The sequence below is a fragment of the Chryseosolibacter histidinae genome, assembly GCF_018598225.1.
Taxonomy (GTDB): domain Bacteria; phylum Bacteroidota; class Bacteroidia; order Cytophagales; family Cyclobacteriaceae; genus Chryseosolibacter; species Chryseosolibacter histidini.
The window spans coordinates 66,838-82,241 of sequence record NZ_JAHESF010000006.1 but is presented as its reverse complement, the minus strand read 5'-3'; the positions used below and the strand labels follow the sequence as shown (position 1 = coordinate 82,241).

Below are 15,404 nucleotides of genomic sequence, written 5' to 3'. Positions count from 1 at the left end.
GAAGTAAAATGGGCTTTGAGGTAAGGAGCGCGGCAGACAGCAAGGTTGTATACCGCAACGAGCAATCGGAAAAGGACTTCGATAGCAAAAAGTTGCAGGAGTTCACCATCACGCCCGAGCTGCCCTTTATTGCAGATGCCACCATGACACAATGGATCTTTGACGGCATCCGGATGAGCCATGGCAAATTTCATTACCGCGAATGCGTGGAGATGGCGTGGCAGGGAGACCTGGATATTGTGCACCTTCACTTTAACCTGAGGGGTAAAACCACACTGCGGTCAAATTTCAGTGGCGGCGACCTCATCTTTGGCCCGCAGCAGCATAACATGATCTATGGCGATGGCACCTCGGGCATCATGAGAAATGAGAATCTCTACACGAACATGTTCATGATCCAGTTCACAAGAGATGCATTTCTCCGTCTCACGGAAGATGCCAATGATGTGCTGAAACGTTTTGGTGAAAAAGTGCTGGCCGGAAAATCGGTGGCATTGTCTGATCAGAACCTCGTGATCGACCTGCCGATGCAGCAGGCGATCCAGGCGGTGGTGAGCTGCAGGTATAAGGATGATCTGAAAAAGATGTTCCTGCTTTCCAAAGCTATCGAGATCCTGGTGATGCAGGCAGAAGCATTTAATCAAACACTGGTCACCAGAAATGTGCACGCTAAAACAGATCGTGATAAAGAACGGATCCTGTATGCGCGTGATTACCTGGTGAAGCATCTCGATACACCGCCCAGCATCTCCGAGCTCGCAAAAGTCACCGGCATCAACGAGTTCAAGCTCAAGCAGGGTTTTAAGGAAATGTTCAAGACCACCGTGTTCGGCTACTTATCCGACACCAGGCTCGAGCTGGCGAAAACAGATCTGCGCGAAAAGAAAAAATCCATGAGCGAGATTGCCCAGCAACTCGGTTATTCCTCCGTTCAACATTTCAGCATGGCCTTCAAGAAGAAATACGGGATAACCCCCAGGCAATTGAAATAAGTTGCAAACGTCGCAACAGCCGCTACCACACATCTTTGCACTGACGCATTTACCCCGGTTCAGGTCATTGGCATCCAACATCATCCGGCGTGCCGAAGAAATGTGCAGTTCTTCTGAATTTCTGTATTTTTTCTTTATTTTCATCCTCACAATCTTTTGTCATAATGAAGAAAATCCTATAAATTCAATTCGTAAGTCCAATACATATGGCAACGGCGCAGATGGCAAGGAAAAAATTGTTTACGGCAGATTATGAAGTGCATGCCTCCATCAAGATGCTGTATCCATACATTCAGACTGCCAGCGGACTTGCGGAATGGTTTGCCGATGATGTGAAGATCAACAATCAAAGCAAGGTCTTTACTTTCTATTGGGATAACGAAGAGCACAAAGCCCGCCTCATCGCACACCGCACCAACCATTTTGCACGCTTCGAATTCCTGCCCGAGAACGGCGCAGATGAAAAAGATCCTTCATACTTCGAGCTTCGCCTGGAATTCAACGAGCTTACCCAGTCCGTTTTTCTCAAGGTCATCGACTATTCCGACTTCGACGACATGAAAGAGCTCGACGACCTCTGGCACGGCCTCGTAGAAGCCCTCCGTAAAACCGTAGGCGGCTAATACTTCTAAAGGTTTCTCCGTCTTATCACTCCTTCGAAGCCCGCACCCTGGCCTCATTACTCTATCCGAAAACGTCAGCCCTTGTCCGTCCCTGAAATAGGTTGACCATAAACGGTTAACTTATGACAAGGAAAATTACAGTAAAAAGCTGCCGAGTATTTTCAGAGGATTTTAAAAAATCCTGTGTAAGAGATTATGAGACGGGCCAGTTTTCGGTTCAAGAAATGTCTCAACTTTACCATATCCAGCCGGTATTAATTTATCGCTGGATTTATAAATTTTCTACGTATAATAAGCGTAGGATCAAAGTGGTAGAGATGGCAGACAGCAGTAAGGAGAAGTTAAAAGAGCTGCAAAAACGGATTTCAGAGCTTGAGCGTATCGTTGGTCAGAAGCAGCTCAATATCGATTTTCTAGAGAAGATGATCGAGCTAGCCAAATCTCAGTACGGTATCGATATCAAAAAAACTTAGATACCCCACCATCGACTGGTTCAGAGAAAACATCAAAAGCATAGGTTTTTCTATGAACGTAGTTTATCAAATTGGTGGGGTTAGCAAACAGGCCGTCCACAAATACAATCATCGCCAGCAAGACTGGAGCGATCGCCTGGCAGAATTGCAGATACTCGTTGACGAAGTTCGGGATGATCACCCTGGCTGTGGTTTGGAAAAGCTTTATGACACGTTAAAGCCCTCCTGGCTTGGCCGGGATAAATTCATTGATGTGTTTATGGGACTAGGATACCGGGTGAAGAAACAACGCAACTTCATTAAAACCACCATTCCAACTGTTTTACGATATCCCAATCTGATTGAAGGATTACTTGTGTGGGATAAGAACCGAGTGTGGCAAACCGATATTACCTATTATAATATAGGTGGGACCTTCTACTACATTGTATTTATCATAGACATCTACACCAAAGTTATACGCGGGTACCAGGCCAGTGATCACATGAGAGCAGAGGCGAACTTAAAGGCGCTTCGAATGGCTTTAACAGAAGCTACACAAGTCCATGGGCTAATCCATCACTCCGATCGCGGAAGTCAGTTTGTGGATAATCGATATCGCGACATTCTTCGAAACCACGGCATGTACTTGAGCATGGGACTAATCGCTCAAGAAAATGCCTACGCCGAAAGGATAAATGGTACCATCAAAAATGAATACCTTAAAAGGAAAACAATCCGGTCTCTGACAGAGCTCAAAAAAGAACTAGACCGGGCGGTAGCACACTATAACGAAAAAAGGATCCATCGTCACCTGCCACAAAAACAAACCCCAAGGCAGTTTGAAAATCAATTGTTAGATTTAAGCACCCAGAACAGACCGAAGGTGATTGTTTACACCGAAGGTAATCCTAAAATCAGAGCGGCATTGAGCCGCCCTGATTTTAACCCAGAAACAGAACCTCAGGTTCATGTTTGCCCAATGGTAATTGGTTAGTATAAAACGGTCAACCAATTTTAGGGATCGACACCTTCTGACTCCTTACTCCTGGCTCCTGACTTCTTTTTCAATCTGGCTCCATTTTTGATTCTCACCCGCTCAGCTTTACCTGCGTAAATCCTGCATGAGAAAAATAGACAAGCTGATCCTGCGCGCTTTCATCAGCCCGCTCATTCTCACCTTCCTTGTAGTGGTCTTTATATTGCTCACGCGCCACATGCTCTATTACTTCGACGACATCATCGGAAAAGACCTGGGGCTGGAAGTGCTCATGCAATTTCTCGGGCACTTTGCCGTGCTGATGATACCGTCAGCCATGCCTCTCGCCATCCTGCTCGCTTCCCTGATGACCTTCGGCAACCTGGCCGAACACTTCGAGCTCACCGCCATCAAGAGCACCGGTATCTCGCTGGTCAGGGTGCTCCGGCCAATATTCTTTCTCGTGCTGGCCCTCACCGCTGCGGCCCTGTATGCCAACAACTACCTGGTGCCCAATGCGGCGTTACAGGCATACAGCCTTTTGTACGACATCAAACACAAGAAACCGGCACTCGACATCCGCGAAGGGATCTTTTACGACGGCCTTCCTGGCATCAGCATCAAGGTGAATAAAAAATTTCCGGAAGATGCCGCAGCGCTCAAAGACATCGTGCTCTATGATCATCAGGCCGATGAAAGGGTAGAGGTGACCGTAGCCGACTCCGGCAGGATGTCAACCATCATGAACGAACGGTACCTGAAAGTTGAGCTGTTCAGCGGATACCAGTATAGCGAGATCTCACCCGACGATCAAGTGCTGCGCAGAGAACACGACCCGTTAAGCCGAAGAAAGTTCTCGAAAGTGGAGATGGTGTATGACCTGTCATCCTTCGACATCAAACGTACTGATACAAAATTCTTTGCTGCCGATTACCGCATGCGGAACATGGAAGAGCTTTCAGGCGATATCGATTCAATGAAAAACCTGATCCTTCAGAAACGTTATGCCTACCTGGACCGGTTAGGAGCTTTCAGCTTCTTCATGAGAAACGATTCCTCGACATTGTCCACCGGAGCTCAATCCCTTCTGACAGACAGTCTGTTCGCCACCAGGCCAACGCTCACCATTCTTCAGGCGGCAACCAATAGAGCAAGGGATATAAAAAGCCGCCTGCAGGACACCAACACGCTGATGGCAGACTACCATACCGGGCTTGCCGTTTTCAGGCTGCAGCAGCAAAAGATCCCGGCCACGGCAGGAGCGTGCCTGGTAATGTTCCTGATCGGAGCGCCGCTGGGTGCGCTGATCAAAAGAGGAGGACTGGGGATGCCGTTCCTCGTCTCCATTTTTTTCTTCATTGTGTATACACTGCTGGGCATGCATGGCGAAGACCTGGCCCGGGAAGGTATTCTGGCCGTTACTCCGGGCGCCTGGGGTGCCAATATCATTCTCACGATCACCGGCTTTATCTTTCTGCGCCAGGCCCGCAACGACGGGCGCCTGTTCGAAGCCGATTTCTATAATACACTATTCAAGACGATCACGCACCGGCTGTCGGGTTTAAAATTTAAAAGTTTAAAGTTTAAAGTTTAAGGTTTAAAGTTGAGCGAAGCCCGATTCCGATCGAAGCAGCTTGAAACCTGAAACTTGAAACTTGAAACTTTTTAATACTGCGAGCTGTCTCATTTTTGAGTAATTTGGCCCCCTGAACCGTATTGTTTGGAGCCGACGCAGCGGTGATCGCATGAAGAAAATCGATAAACTAATATTAAAGTCTTTTATAGGTCCTTTTATCCTTACCTTCCTGGTCGTGGTTTTCATTTTGCTGATGCAGCACATGCTCAAGTATTTTGATGACATCATCGGCAAAGGGTTGGGATGGGATGTGGTAGGACAGCTGCTGTTCTATTTTGCCATTTTTATGACCCCGGTAGCCATGCCCCTGGCCATGCTGCTATCGTCGCTTATTACTTTCGGTAACCTGGGAGAGCATTTTGAGCTGACCGCCATCAAAAGCGCGGGTATCTCCTTGCTGCGCGCCCTGCAGCCGATATTCTTCTTTGTGCTGATGCTGACCGGATTAGCCTTTTATGTCAACAACTATCTGGTGCCCAAAGCAGCGCTGGAAGCCTACAGCCTGCTGTACGATATCAAACAAAAGAAGCCGGCGCTCGATCTCCGCGAAGGAACATTTTACAACGGCATCCCTGACATCAGCATCAAGGTGAACAAAAAATTTCCGGAAGACGAAGACGCGCTGAAGGAGATCATCGTCTACGATCATCGCAAGAACGATGGCAACAAAGAGGTTACCGTAGCCGACTCCGGCCGGATGTCCACCATCCTCAACGAGCGTTACCTGAAGTTCGAGCTTTTTAATGGTTACAATTATACTGAAGGCGCCAGCGACGAGCGCGAGCTAACCGGCAACCGGAACGCGTCACCCGAATCGCTGACCCGCAGCAAGTTTTCAAAGACCGAAGTGGTTTTCGATCTTTCGTCTTACGACCTCAAAAGAACAGACAAGAAGTGGTTTGAAAGCAATCGTATCATGCGCAACATGGGCGAGCTGGATCACGACATCGATTCTATCAACACGGAGATCGACCAGCAACACCTTAACTATTACACCTACAGGCCAACCTATTTCAACTATTTCAGAAAACGGGAGTCGCTGCCACTGCCGCCGCACCTTGAGTCATTCCGGAAAAAAAGAGACTCGCTTAATGTCTTGAAATACCAGCACGAGGAGAAGGCCCAGGCACACGCCGATGGCAGAAGTGAGATCCCCGCCGCAACCACTCCGGTAAATCCGGTTCCCCAGGCAACAGTGGTTCAGAAAGCTCCGGAGCTGCCCAAGGCCCTGTCCAACGTCAGAAGATTGCTGGCGCTGCAGTATTCCATGAAGTCGCAAGACGGCATCGCCACAAAAAAGATCCAACGTGATTCTACAAGCCTCGTACGCTACAAGGCGGATTCAATTATCCTGGCAAAGCTTGACAGTTTCTTTTCCCTGAAGCCGCAGCTGGCCTCTGTGCAGGCTGCTACCAATATGGCACGGCAGGTGAAAAGCCAGGTGGAGAACATCAATGTATCGGTGGATACTTATGATACTGAGCTGACTGTCTTTGAGATCCAGTGGCACAAGATCCTGGCGAGCTCGATGGCCTGTATCGCCATGTTCCTGATCGGAGCGCCGTTGGGTGCCATCATCAAGCGGGGAGGCCTCGGGGTGCCTTTCCTGGTATCCATCTTGTTTTTTATTGTGTATTATCTGCTTAGCATGCAGGGTGAAAAGCTGGCCAAGCAGAATGCCGTTTCTCCGTGGATAGGGGTGTGGGCGGCAGACCTGATCCTGTTATTTATTGGTACCATTTTTCTGCGGCAGGCACGTGTGGACGCCCGCTTGTTTGATGCTGATTTCTACAGGGTTGTGCTCGACCGTGCGAAGCAATGGATCAAGGCCCGGCGCAGAATGCAAACCCGCACTGCATCCTAAAATCTTGAAAAATTTGGTGTTTTAAAGGATTTTAGATACCTTTGCCCCTTGAAAAAAGGAAAAAACTAATTTGCGATGTATTTAACTACAGAAATCAAGCAGGATCTGTTTAAAAAGCACGGTTTCGGAAAGAAGAAAGAAGAGACCGGCTCAGCGGAATCACAAATTGCACTCTTTACCCACAGGATCAATCACTTAACTGAGCACTTAAAAGCGAACAAGAAAGACTTTTCTACCCAGCAAGGCCTCATGAAGCTGGTAGGAAAACGCAAAAAGCTGCTCAATTACCTTCAGAAGACCAACATTGAGCGCTACAGATCTGTGTTATCAGACCTCGATTTAAGAAAATAGCTTCCACAGGGAACCAAACCAAAGGGTTCCCTTTTTACATTTTATTCCGGGTACTAAGCCCCGCCAGGGTCTTTTTGCCCAATATCTATTTTATATGAAACCAACCGTTATTTCAAAAACCTGTAAGCTGCCTGATGGCCGCGAAATAACCATCGAGACCGGCAAGCTCGCACGCCAGGCCGATGGATCTGTTGTACTCCGCATGGGCAATACCATGTTGCTCGCCACCGTCGTTTCTGCACATGAGCCCGTTGAAGGAGCCGACTTCCTTCCCCTTTCCGTTGATTACCAGGAAAAATTCGCTTCCACCGGAAAGATCCCCGGAGGCTTCTTAAAACGCGAAAGCAAACTGTCCGACTACGAGATCTTAATCAGCCGTCTTGTTGACCGCGCCATCCGCCCCTTGTTCCCGGACGATTACCACGCAGAAACCCAGGTGATGATCTACCTGATCTCCGGCGACGAGAACGCAGTGCCCGATGCACTGGCGGCTTTCGCAGCATCATCTGCACTCGCTGTTTCAGACATCCCGTTCAACGGCCCCATCTCCGAAGTAAGGGTGGCCCGCGTCGACGGTAAATTTGTGATCAACCCCACCATGGCTGACAAGGCCAAGGCCGACATAGACCTCATCGTGGCAGCTTCCATCGAGAACATCCTGATGGTAGAAGGCGAGATGAAGGAAGTAAGCGAAGACGATATGCTCGAGGCGCTGAAAACCGCCCACGAAGCCATCAAAGATCAGTGCCGCATTCAGATCGAGTTCGCGCAGGCAGCAGGTAAGACGCAAAAGCGTACCTACAGCCACGAGACCCATGACGAAAATCTGAAAGCAGAGCTCTGGAAATTACTGTACGATAAAACCTACGGCCACGCCGCCCTGAAGACCGCCAACAAAAGCCTGAGGGCAGAAGGTTTCGCCAAGATCATTGACGACTACATCGCTTCACTGCCTGAAGATTCTACCATCGATAAGGATCTGGTGAAGCATTACTACCACGATATTCAGAAGAAAGCCGCCCGTAACCTTGTGCTCAATGAAGGCGTAAGGCTCGACGGCCGCAAGACCACCGAGATCAGGTCAATCTGGTCTGAAGTAGATTACCTGCCGTCACCCCACGGTTCGGCTATCTTCACCCGCGGCGAAACACAATCGCTGACCACCGTTACCCTCGGAACCAAGCTGGATGAGCAGATGATCGATGGCGCCATGATCGAAGGCTCCAACAAGTTCATCCTCCATTACAACTTCCCTGGTTTTTCAACCGGCGAAGTGAAACCCAACAGAGGCCCCGGCAGAAGGGAAGTAGGTCACGGTAACCTGGCCCTCAGGGCGCTGAAGCAGGTAGTGCCTGCCGATGCCGATAACCCGTATACCATCAGGGTTGTATCCGATATCCTCGAGTCTAACGGCTCGTCATCTATGGCTACCGTATGCGCAGGCGCGCTGGCCCTTATGGACGCCGGTGTTCCTATCAAAGGACCTGTTTCCGGCATCGCTATGGGTATGATCTCAGACAGCACTACCGGCAAATACGCCATCCTTTCCGATATCCTCGGTGATGAAGATCACCTGGGCGATATGGACTTTAAAGTGACCGGCACTGAAAAAGGTATCACGGCATGCCAGATGGACCTTAAAGTAGACGGCCTTACCTACGACGTTTTAAAAGAAGCACTGCTTCAGGCAAAAGAAGGCCGCCTGCACATCCTGAATGAGATGAAGAAGACCCTTGCAGCGCCGCGTCCCGACCTCAAGCCCCACGCACCCCGTGCGCAGACCGTCATCATCGAGAAAGAGCTTATTGGCGCAGTTATCGGCCCTGGCGGCAAGATTGTTCAAGATATTCAGAACACTACCGGCGCTACAGTTGTGATCGAAGAGGTTGATAATAAGGGCGTTGTAAACGTATTCGCCAACAATCAGGCGTCTATGGACGGTGCAATGAAACGCATCAAAGCCATTGTCGCTGTTCCCGAAGTGGGACAGGTATACGATGGAAAAGTGAAGTCCATCATGCCTTTCGGAGCTTTTGTGGAATTTATGCCTGGCAAAGACGGCTTGCTGCACATCTCCGAAATCAAGTGGGAGCGCCTGGAGAATATGGAAGGTGTACTGGAAGTAGGCGAAGAAATCAAGGTAAAACTGATCGAAGTAGACAAAAAAACCGGCAAATTCCGTCTTTCAAGGAAAGTGTTGCTCCCAAGACCGCCTAAAAAGGAAACAACACCTACTGAATAATCGTTGTAGCATCAATTGACAGGAACTAAGTTTTGACCTTATATTGTTAAAGTAAACGTATCGATAAACCGGAATGAGACAGCTAAAGATCAGTAAACAAATTACCAACCGCGAAAGCCAGTCACTGGATAAATATCTTCAGGAAATTGGAAAGGTTGATCTGCTTACACCCGATGAGGAAGTAGAGTTGGCGAAGAGGATTAAAGAAGGGGATCAGATCGCGCTGGAAAAACTGACTAAAGCCAATCTTCGTTTCGTGGTGTCTGTTGCCAAGCAATATCAGAATCAGGGGCTTTCACTCGGAGACCTGATCAACGAAGGTAACCTGGGTCTGATCAAAGCCGCGCAACGTTTCGATGAAACCCGTGGTTTCAAATTTATCTCCTACGCCGTATGGTGGATCCGTCAATCCATTCTTCAGGCACTCGCCGAGCAATCACGCATCGTGCGCCTGCCTTTGAACCGCGTCGGATCACTCAACAAGATCTCCAAGACTTTTTCAGAGCTGGAACAGAAGTATGAGCGCGAACCTTCACCCGAAGAGCTTGCCGAAGTGCTTGATGTGACCACGGCTGAAGTTGTGGATACCATGAAGATCTCAGGTCGCCATGTTTCCATGGATGCACCTTTCGTTCAGGGCGAAGAGAACAGTCTGCTCGATGTACTCGAGAACGACAGTGAAGAAACTCCTGATTCAGGATTGATGAACGACTCCCTGCGCAGGGAAGTGCAGCGTGCCCTGTCTACGCTGACCCAGCGCGAAGCCGATGTGATCACCCTGTATTTCGGGCTCAACGGCGAGCATTCCATGACGCTGGAGGAGATCGGTGAGAAATTCAACCTGACCCGCGAACGCGTGCGTCAGATCAAGGAGAAGGCCATCAGACGTTTACGTCACACTTCAAGGAGCAAAGCTTTAAAGCCTTACCTCGGTTAATAATATCGTATTTCAGAATAATTTTAAGGGTCTCCATGAGGCCCTTTATTTTATCCGTTAACTAAATCCTACATTATCAAATGACGAACGAGACCATAAAAGTACTGATCATCGGCTCAGGTCCGGCCGGATATACGGCTGCTATTTATGCTGCAAGGGCCGGCCTGAAACCCGTGCTTTATACCGGAGGCCAGCCCGGCGGCCAGCTTACCATCACCAACGACGTCGAGAATTTCCCCGGGTATCCGGATGGCGTCAATGGCCCGCAGATGATGGTAGACCTCCAGAAGCAGGCTGAACGTTTCGGTACAAAGATCAATTATGGTTTGGTCACGTCAGTCGATTTCTCCGGCTATCCGCACAAGGTGGTGGTGGATGAGAAGCATCAGCTCATCGCCGAGACCGTGATCATCGCCACAGGTGCTACCGCAAAATACCTGGGCATTCCGTCGGAAGAGGCTTACGCGAACAAAGGCGTTTCTGCCTGCGCCGTATGCGACGGATACTTCTACCGTGGTAAGGAAGTAGCGGTGGTGGGTGCCGGCGACTCCGCGGCGGAAGAATCGACGTACCTTGCTAACCTCGTTAAAAAAGTACACCTCTTTGTACGCCGTGACGAGATGCGCGCATCCAAGATCATGCAACAACGCGTGCTCAATACGCCCAACATTGAAATCCACTGGAACACCGAGACCGAAGAGATCCTCGGCAACGGTAATGAAGTGACAGGCGTTCGTGTAGTGGATAACAAGACCGGCCTGAAAAAAGAGATCTCCATCCAGGGTTTCTTCCTGGCCATTGGTCACAAGCCCAATACCGAGATCTTCAGGGGTTATATCGATATGGATGAGACCGGTTATATCAAGGTTTTACCCGGCTCTACCAAAACGAATATCGAAGGCGTATTTGCCGTTGGCGATGCAGCCGACAAAGTATACCGCCAGGCGATCACAGCAGCAGGAACGGGATGTATGGGAGCGCTGGATGCCGAAAAATTCCTGGTAGCCAAGGAAATGGAAATGGCACACTAAGCATCGTTCTGATCCCATGAAATTAGATATACTTGTTCTGGCGGCCCATCCTGACGATGCGGAACTGGGGGCCGGTGGCACCATTGCCAAACACACAGCAGCAGGAAAAAAAGTAGGCATTATTGACTTCACCAGGGGAGAGCTCGGCACCCGCGGAACACCCGAAAGCCGCAAGCAGGAAGCTGCCGCTTCGGCAAAGATCATGGGCATCGCCGTAAGGGAAAACCTGGGCCTTAAAGACGGTTTCTTTCAAAGCGATAAGCAAAGCCAGCTGTCGGTGATCCAGAGCATCCGCAAATACCGCCCCGACATCGTGCTCGCCAACGCCGTTTATGATCGCCATATCGATCACGGTAAGGGCGCTTCACTGGCCTATGACGCATGCTTCCTCTCAGGATTGGCCAAGATCGAAACACAGGATGAATCCGGCGCACAACAAACGCCATGGCGCCCCACCGCCGTCTATCACTATATCCAGAGTCTGTTCATTGAACCCCATTTTATCGTTGACGTCAGCGATCACTGGGAAATCAAAATGAACGCCATCAAAGCATTCAAAAGCCAGTTCTTTGATGCTGCCAGCAACGAACCCGAAACGTACATCTCAAAACCCGGCTTCCTGAAAATGATCGAAGCACGTGGCATTGAATTCGGCCACGCCATTGGTACCACCTATGGAGAAGGCTTCACTGTGAGAAGGTATCCCGGAGTGAGAAATCTCTTCGACCTTATTTAGGTTGACATTCAAGAGCGAAGCACCGTTTGTAAAATTGACAGTTGACAAGGGGCAATTGACAACACGTTGAGTCAGCAAGATGACTGGGCTCCCGGTTTCACGGCCGAGACCATGATTCCCACTCCGAACGTTGTCAATTGTTTCATTGTCAATTGTCAACTATTCCTACGGGGCAAGCCTGTACGCCTTCCACACGCCGTCTGTTTTTACAAACTGGATCCGGTCATGCAGCCTGCTCGCCCGTCCTTGCCAGAATTCTATCAGCAGCGGTTCGATCTGATATCCGCCCCATTGGTGTGGGCGCGGCAACACCTTGTTGTTTTCAAACTTCTTTTCGATCTGTGACGCGCGGTCCTCAAGGATATCGCGGTCTTTGATGATGGTGCTTTGGGGCGATGCCCAGGCACCGATCTGCGAACCTCTCGGCCTGCTCTGGAAATACTGATCGGAGGTTGCCTGATCGACACGTGTTGCAATACCCTCTATGCGCACCTGCCGTTCGATGTCTGGCCAGAAGAAAGTTAGCGCACACGCGGGGTTGGTTTCAAGCTCTTTTCCTTTTTTGCTCTGGTAGTTCGTGTAAAAGATAAACCTTCCATCCTCGATTCCTTTGAGCAACACAATGCGTGATGATGGTTTTCCCTGCTCATTGACCGTTGCGAAATGCATGGCGTTGGGTTCTGTTACACCAGCCTGAACGGCTTCGTCAAACCACTTTTCAAACTGCTTCACCGGATCAGTCAGCACATTAGAGATATCGAGGGTTGCCCGGGAATATTCTTTTCGTAAATCAGCAATGTTTTGCATACGGTTGTGTTGCACGCATCATACGGTGCAGTAAAATTTATTTTGCAGGCACGAAATTTATCAAAGAAATAAGATTTGCATAGATGATGGCGAAGTATTTTATTCAGGTATTGAAAGAAAGTCCATTAATTGTTCTTATTCATACCGCCGTATTTTTAATTTATGCAGCAATACCCCAGTAACAGATGGAATTCTTTAAGTATCGGAATAAACTGAAACCTGAAAAAGGCCGCTTGTTGATCTCAGAGCCTTTTTTGCCGGACCCGAACTTCGAACGTACGGTGGTTTTGTTGTGCGAGCATAATGACGAGGGCTCATTCGGTTTTGTGTTGAATAAACCTTCCATACTGAAGGTCAATGAGGTCATGGAAGACATCGCTTCGTTCGAAAATATCGTATACGTAGGAGGGCCGGTTCAGCAGGATACGTTGCACTTCATTCATCGCAACGCCAGTGTGAGCAATGCAGTGGAAATAGCCGGTAACGTTTATTGGGGTGGCGACTTTGAGAACCTGATCGTGCTCAACGATACCAAACAGATATCGGCAAACGATGTCAGGTTTTTCCTGGGGTACAGCGGATGGGGGCCTGGCCAGTTGGATACGGAGCTGGAACAGGATTCATGGATCGTTTGCGATTTTGTTACGGATCAGCTTTTGTTCGAAACCGATCCGCAGATTATGTGGAGAAAAGCCCTCGAAAGCATGGGGGGACGATTCTCTGTATATTCCAACTACCCGGTAGATCCGAGATTGAATTAGGCATTTTTAGTAACTTAGCGTAAATGACGTAAGTAATGGATTCATTGACCATGGAAATGGAAAGAGACAAACGAGAGCTTGAACCTGTACAGGCACAGGGAGCCGGGTTAACCAATACCCATGAAAAAGTAGCGCTGCAATCAGAGGTTGATCTGCCGGAACACGATGAGTCCGCGGAACTCTTCGATGAAGAGCACAAGCACGCAGACTACACCAATTTTACAAAAGCGCAGTTTGTCGGCCTGGTCAAAGACCTTGCGAAAGATACCAACTACATGAAAGTTGAGTCGGTGATCAAAGAGATCAAACCGCACTACGATGAGATCAGAGACAAGGAGAGGGCGGCAGCCCTTCAGCGGTTTCTGGAAGGAGGTGGCATCCAGGAAGATTTCGACTACAAGGGCGATGAGCTAGACATTACTTTTGATGCCAACCTCAAGCTGATCAAAGACCGCAGAATGCAATACCTGCGCCAGCAGGAAGAGCAGAAGAACACCAACCTGCAACGCAAGCAGGAGCTCATAGAAAAGCTCCGTGTGCTGATGGAGGCACAAGACAACACCCATCAGTTCGAAGCTTTCAAAGAACTACAGAAGGAGTGGAGAAGTATCGGGGCGGTACCCGGTGCGCAGGCCAAAACCCTTTGGGCCAATTACCACGCCCTGGTAGACCGGTTCTATGACAATCAAAGCATCTACTTCGAGCTGAAGGAGCTCGACCGCAAAAAAAATTACGAGTCGAAGCTCGACCTCTGTGTACGGGCTGAGCGACTGGCCGGCGTGGAGATCATCAAAGATGCCATCCGCGAGCTGAACGAGCTTCACCATGAGTTCAAGCATATCGGTCCCGTACCCATCGAAGACAAAGAAACCATCTGGCAACGATTCAAGGCAGCATCTGATGCCGTATATGCCAGACGTGATACGTACCTGCAAAAGCTGCAGCAGGACCTCCAGGCCAACCTCGAGCAAAAAACAAAGCTCGGAGACGAAGCCCAGGCCTATGCTACTTATCAGACCGACCGCATCAAGGAGTGGAACGAAAAGACCAAAGAGATCCTTGACCTGCAGAAACGTTGGGAAACCGTTGGTGGCCTTCCCCGTGCAAAGGCCAAAGAGGTAAACAAAAAATTCTGGTCGGCTTTCAAGTCGTTCTTCAACAACAAGAATGCGTTCTTCAAAAAGCTGGATGAAGAACGTGAGAACAACCTCCAGATCAAGAACGACCTTGTTAAAAAAGCACTCGAGCTGAAGGAAAGCCAGGACTGGGATAAAACTTCCAACGAGCTGAAAAACCTCCAGCAAAAGTGGAAAGATGTTGGTCCCGTGCCTGAAAAATTCCGGGAAAAAGTGTTCAAGGAATTCAAGGATGCCTGCGACTACTTCTTCGCACAACGGAGAGGCCAGCAGGGCAAGGTAGAGCAAGAGCAGATCGACAACCTGAACGTGAAGACAGCCATCTGCGAAGAGCTCGAGAAAAACGCCCAGGAAGGCAGTGCTTCCGTTGACCTTCTGCACGACCTCCAGGATCGTTATAACTCTATTGGATTTGTTCCGCGCAAGGATATCAGCGTTGTGAAGAACCGCTATCACGAAGCCGTTCAGAGATTTGTCAACGCCATCCCTGACCTGACGGAGGATGAAAGAAGCCGCGTATTGCTGGAGAATCAGCTGAGCGATCTACGCAAAGATCCGATGGGCGATCGCAAGATCTTTCAGAAAGAGCTCGCCATCCGCAAGAAGATCTCAAAAGTTGAGAACGATATTGCCCTCTGGAAGAATAACCTCGAATTCTTCGGGAAGTCGCAGAACGCAGAAAAAGTGCGCGACGAGTTCAACGACAAGATCAAAACCGCCAGCGATCACCTGCAGCAGCTGAAGCAACAGCTCAAGATGCTGAGAACGGTTTCGTAAGTAGTCCACAGTCGACGCTCCACTGTCCATAGCAAAGGCTGCCACCATAGCGGTGAACGTAGCTTCCTTCAGTCATATGA

General features: G+C 49.3%; 14 protein-coding genes. 13 read left to right on the top strand and 1 reads right to left on the bottom strand.

The window, feature by feature from the left end:
* Nucleotides 1-8 precede the first annotated feature (8 nt).
* The 11 genes from KK083_RS07985 (at nucleotide 9) to bshB1 (ending at nucleotide 11,843) form a co-directional block, all read left to right on the top strand.
* A complete protein-coding gene (locus tag KK083_RS07985) occupies nucleotides 9-992 on the top strand; it encodes a helix-turn-helix transcriptional regulator (protein ID WP_254162263.1) in 984 nt (327 codons plus the stop codon).
* Nucleotides 993-1,198: 206 nt separating this feature from the next.
* On the top strand, nucleotides 1,199-1,615 hold the full coding sequence (locus KK083_RS07980; protein WP_254162261.1) for an START-like domain-containing protein: 417 nt from the start codon (nucleotides 1,199-1,201) through the stop codon (nucleotides 1,613-1,615).
* 122 nt (nucleotides 1,616-1,737) lie between these two features.
* On the top strand, nucleotides 1,738-2,088 hold the full coding sequence (locus KK083_RS07975) for a transposase (RefSeq protein WP_254162260.1): 351 nt from the start codon (nucleotides 1,738-1,740) through the stop codon (nucleotides 2,086-2,088).
* Nucleotides 2,089-2,140: 52 nt separating this feature from the next.
* Nucleotides 2,141-3,064 (top strand): IS3 family transposase, encoded by a 924-nt coding sequence (locus KK083_RS07970; RefSeq protein WP_254162258.1) that lies wholly within the window; start codon nucleotides 2,141-2,143, stop codon nucleotides 3,062-3,064.
* Nucleotides 3,065-3,191: 127 nt separating this feature from the next.
* Nucleotides 3,192-4,640 (top strand): LptF/LptG family permease, encoded by a 1,449-nt coding sequence (locus KK083_RS07965; RefSeq protein ID WP_254162256.1) that lies wholly within the window; start codon nucleotides 3,192-3,194, stop codon nucleotides 4,638-4,640.
* A gap of 151 nt (nucleotides 4,641-4,791) precedes the next feature.
* Complete coding sequence (locus KK083_RS07960; protein ID WP_254162254.1) at nucleotides 4,792-6,546, top strand: LptF/LptG family permease; 1,755 nt, start codon at nucleotides 4,792-4,794, stop codon at nucleotides 6,544-6,546.
* Nucleotides 6,547-6,621: 75 nt separating this feature from the next.
* Entirely contained in the window at nucleotides 6,622-6,897 is a 276-nt protein-coding gene (gene rpsO / locus KK083_RS07955; RefSeq protein WP_254162252.1) for a 30S ribosomal protein S15, read from the top strand.
* 94 nt (nucleotides 6,898-6,991) lie between these two features.
* Nucleotides 6,992-9,139 carry a polyribonucleotide nucleotidyltransferase gene (pnp, locus tag KK083_RS07950; protein ID WP_254162250.1) on the top strand — a complete coding sequence of 716 codons (2,148 nt, stop codon included), beginning with the start codon at nucleotides 6,992-6,994 and terminating at the stop codon, nucleotides 9,137-9,139.
* A gap of 73 nt (nucleotides 9,140-9,212) precedes the next feature.
* Nucleotides 9,213-10,076, top strand: a complete 864-nt coding sequence (locus tag KK083_RS07945) for a sigma-70 family RNA polymerase sigma factor (protein ID WP_073130761.1) — start codon at nucleotides 9,213-9,215, stop codon at nucleotides 10,074-10,076.
* 80 nt (nucleotides 10,077-10,156) lie between these two features.
* Nucleotides 10,157-11,107, top strand: coding sequence for a thioredoxin-disulfide reductase (gene trxB / locus KK083_RS07940; RefSeq protein WP_254162249.1), 951 nt, complete (start codon nucleotides 10,157-10,159; stop codon nucleotides 11,105-11,107).
* Nucleotides 11,108-11,123: 16 nt separating this feature from the next.
* Nucleotides 11,124-11,843 carry a bacillithiol biosynthesis deacetylase BshB1 gene (gene bshB1 / locus KK083_RS07935; protein WP_254162248.1) on the top strand — a complete coding sequence of 240 codons (720 nt, stop codon included), beginning with the start codon at nucleotides 11,124-11,126 and terminating at the stop codon, nucleotides 11,841-11,843.
* A 165-nt stretch (nucleotides 11,844-12,008) separates the two neighbouring features.
* Here bshB1 and pdxH read toward each other — a convergent pair whose 3' ends face one another.
* Entirely contained in the window at nucleotides 12,009-12,650 is a 642-nt protein-coding gene (pdxH, locus tag KK083_RS07930; protein ID WP_254162247.1) for a pyridoxamine 5'-phosphate oxidase, read from the bottom strand.
* Between the two features lie 185 nt (nucleotides 12,651-12,835).
* On the opposite strand from pdxH, the gene KK083_RS07925 reads away from it, so the two are divergent.
* Both KK083_RS07925 and KK083_RS07920 read left to right on the top strand, forming a co-directional pair.
* Entirely contained in the window at nucleotides 12,836-13,411 is a 576-nt protein-coding gene (locus KK083_RS07925) for a YqgE/AlgH family protein (protein ID WP_254162246.1), read from the top strand.
* Nucleotides 13,412-13,446: 35 nt separating this feature from the next.
* On the top strand, nucleotides 13,447-15,324 hold the full coding sequence (locus KK083_RS07920; protein ID WP_254162245.1) for a DUF349 domain-containing protein: 1,878 nt from the start codon (nucleotides 13,447-13,449) through the stop codon (nucleotides 15,322-15,324).
* Nucleotides 15,325-15,404: the final 80 nt, after the last annotated feature.

What these genes read in the sequence shown, in the direction of transcription:
- KK083_RS07985 (WP_254162263.1), top strand. Translation starts at nt 9, where the DNA reads ATGGGCTTTGAGGTAAGGAGCGCGGCAGACAGCAAGGTTGTATACCGC.
- KK083_RS07980 (WP_254162261.1), top strand. Translation starts at nt 1,199, where the DNA reads ATGGCAACGGCGCAGATGGCAAGGAAAAAATTGTTTACGGCAGATTAT.
- KK083_RS07975 (WP_254162260.1), top strand. Translation starts at nt 1,738, where the DNA reads ATGACAAGGAAAATTACAGTAAAAAGCTGCCGAGTATTTTCAGAGGAT.
- KK083_RS07970 (WP_254162258.1), top strand. Translation starts at nt 2,141, where the DNA reads ATGAACGTAGTTTATCAAATTGGTGGGGTTAGCAAACAGGCCGTCCAC.
- KK083_RS07965 (WP_254162256.1), top strand. Translation starts at nt 3,192, where the DNA reads ATGAGAAAAATAGACAAGCTGATCCTGCGCGCTTTCATCAGCCCGCTC.
- KK083_RS07960 (WP_254162254.1), top strand. Translation starts at nt 4,792, where the DNA reads ATGAAGAAAATCGATAAACTAATATTAAAGTCTTTTATAGGTCCTTTT.
- rpsO (WP_254162252.1), top strand. Translation starts at nt 6,622, where the DNA reads ATGTATTTAACTACAGAAATCAAGCAGGATCTGTTTAAAAAGCACGGT.
- pnp (WP_254162250.1), top strand. Translation starts at nt 6,992, where the DNA reads ATGAAACCAACCGTTATTTCAAAAACCTGTAAGCTGCCTGATGGCCGC.
- KK083_RS07945 (WP_073130761.1), top strand. Translation starts at nt 9,213, where the DNA reads ATGAGACAGCTAAAGATCAGTAAACAAATTACCAACCGCGAAAGCCAG.
- trxB (WP_254162249.1), top strand. Translation starts at nt 10,157, where the DNA reads ATGACGAACGAGACCATAAAAGTACTGATCATCGGCTCAGGTCCGGCC.
- bshB1 (WP_254162248.1), top strand. Translation starts at nt 11,124, where the DNA reads ATGAAATTAGATATACTTGTTCTGGCGGCCCATCCTGACGATGCGGAA.
- pdxH (WP_254162247.1), bottom strand. Translation starts at nt 12,650, where the DNA reads ATGCAAAACATTGCTGATTTACGAAAAGAATATTCCCGGGCAACCCTC.
- KK083_RS07925 (WP_254162246.1), top strand. Translation starts at nt 12,836, where the DNA reads ATGGAATTCTTTAAGTATCGGAATAAACTGAAACCTGAAAAAGGCCGC.
- KK083_RS07920 (WP_254162245.1), top strand. Translation starts at nt 13,447, where the DNA reads ATGGATTCATTGACCATGGAAATGGAAAGAGACAAACGAGAGCTTGAA.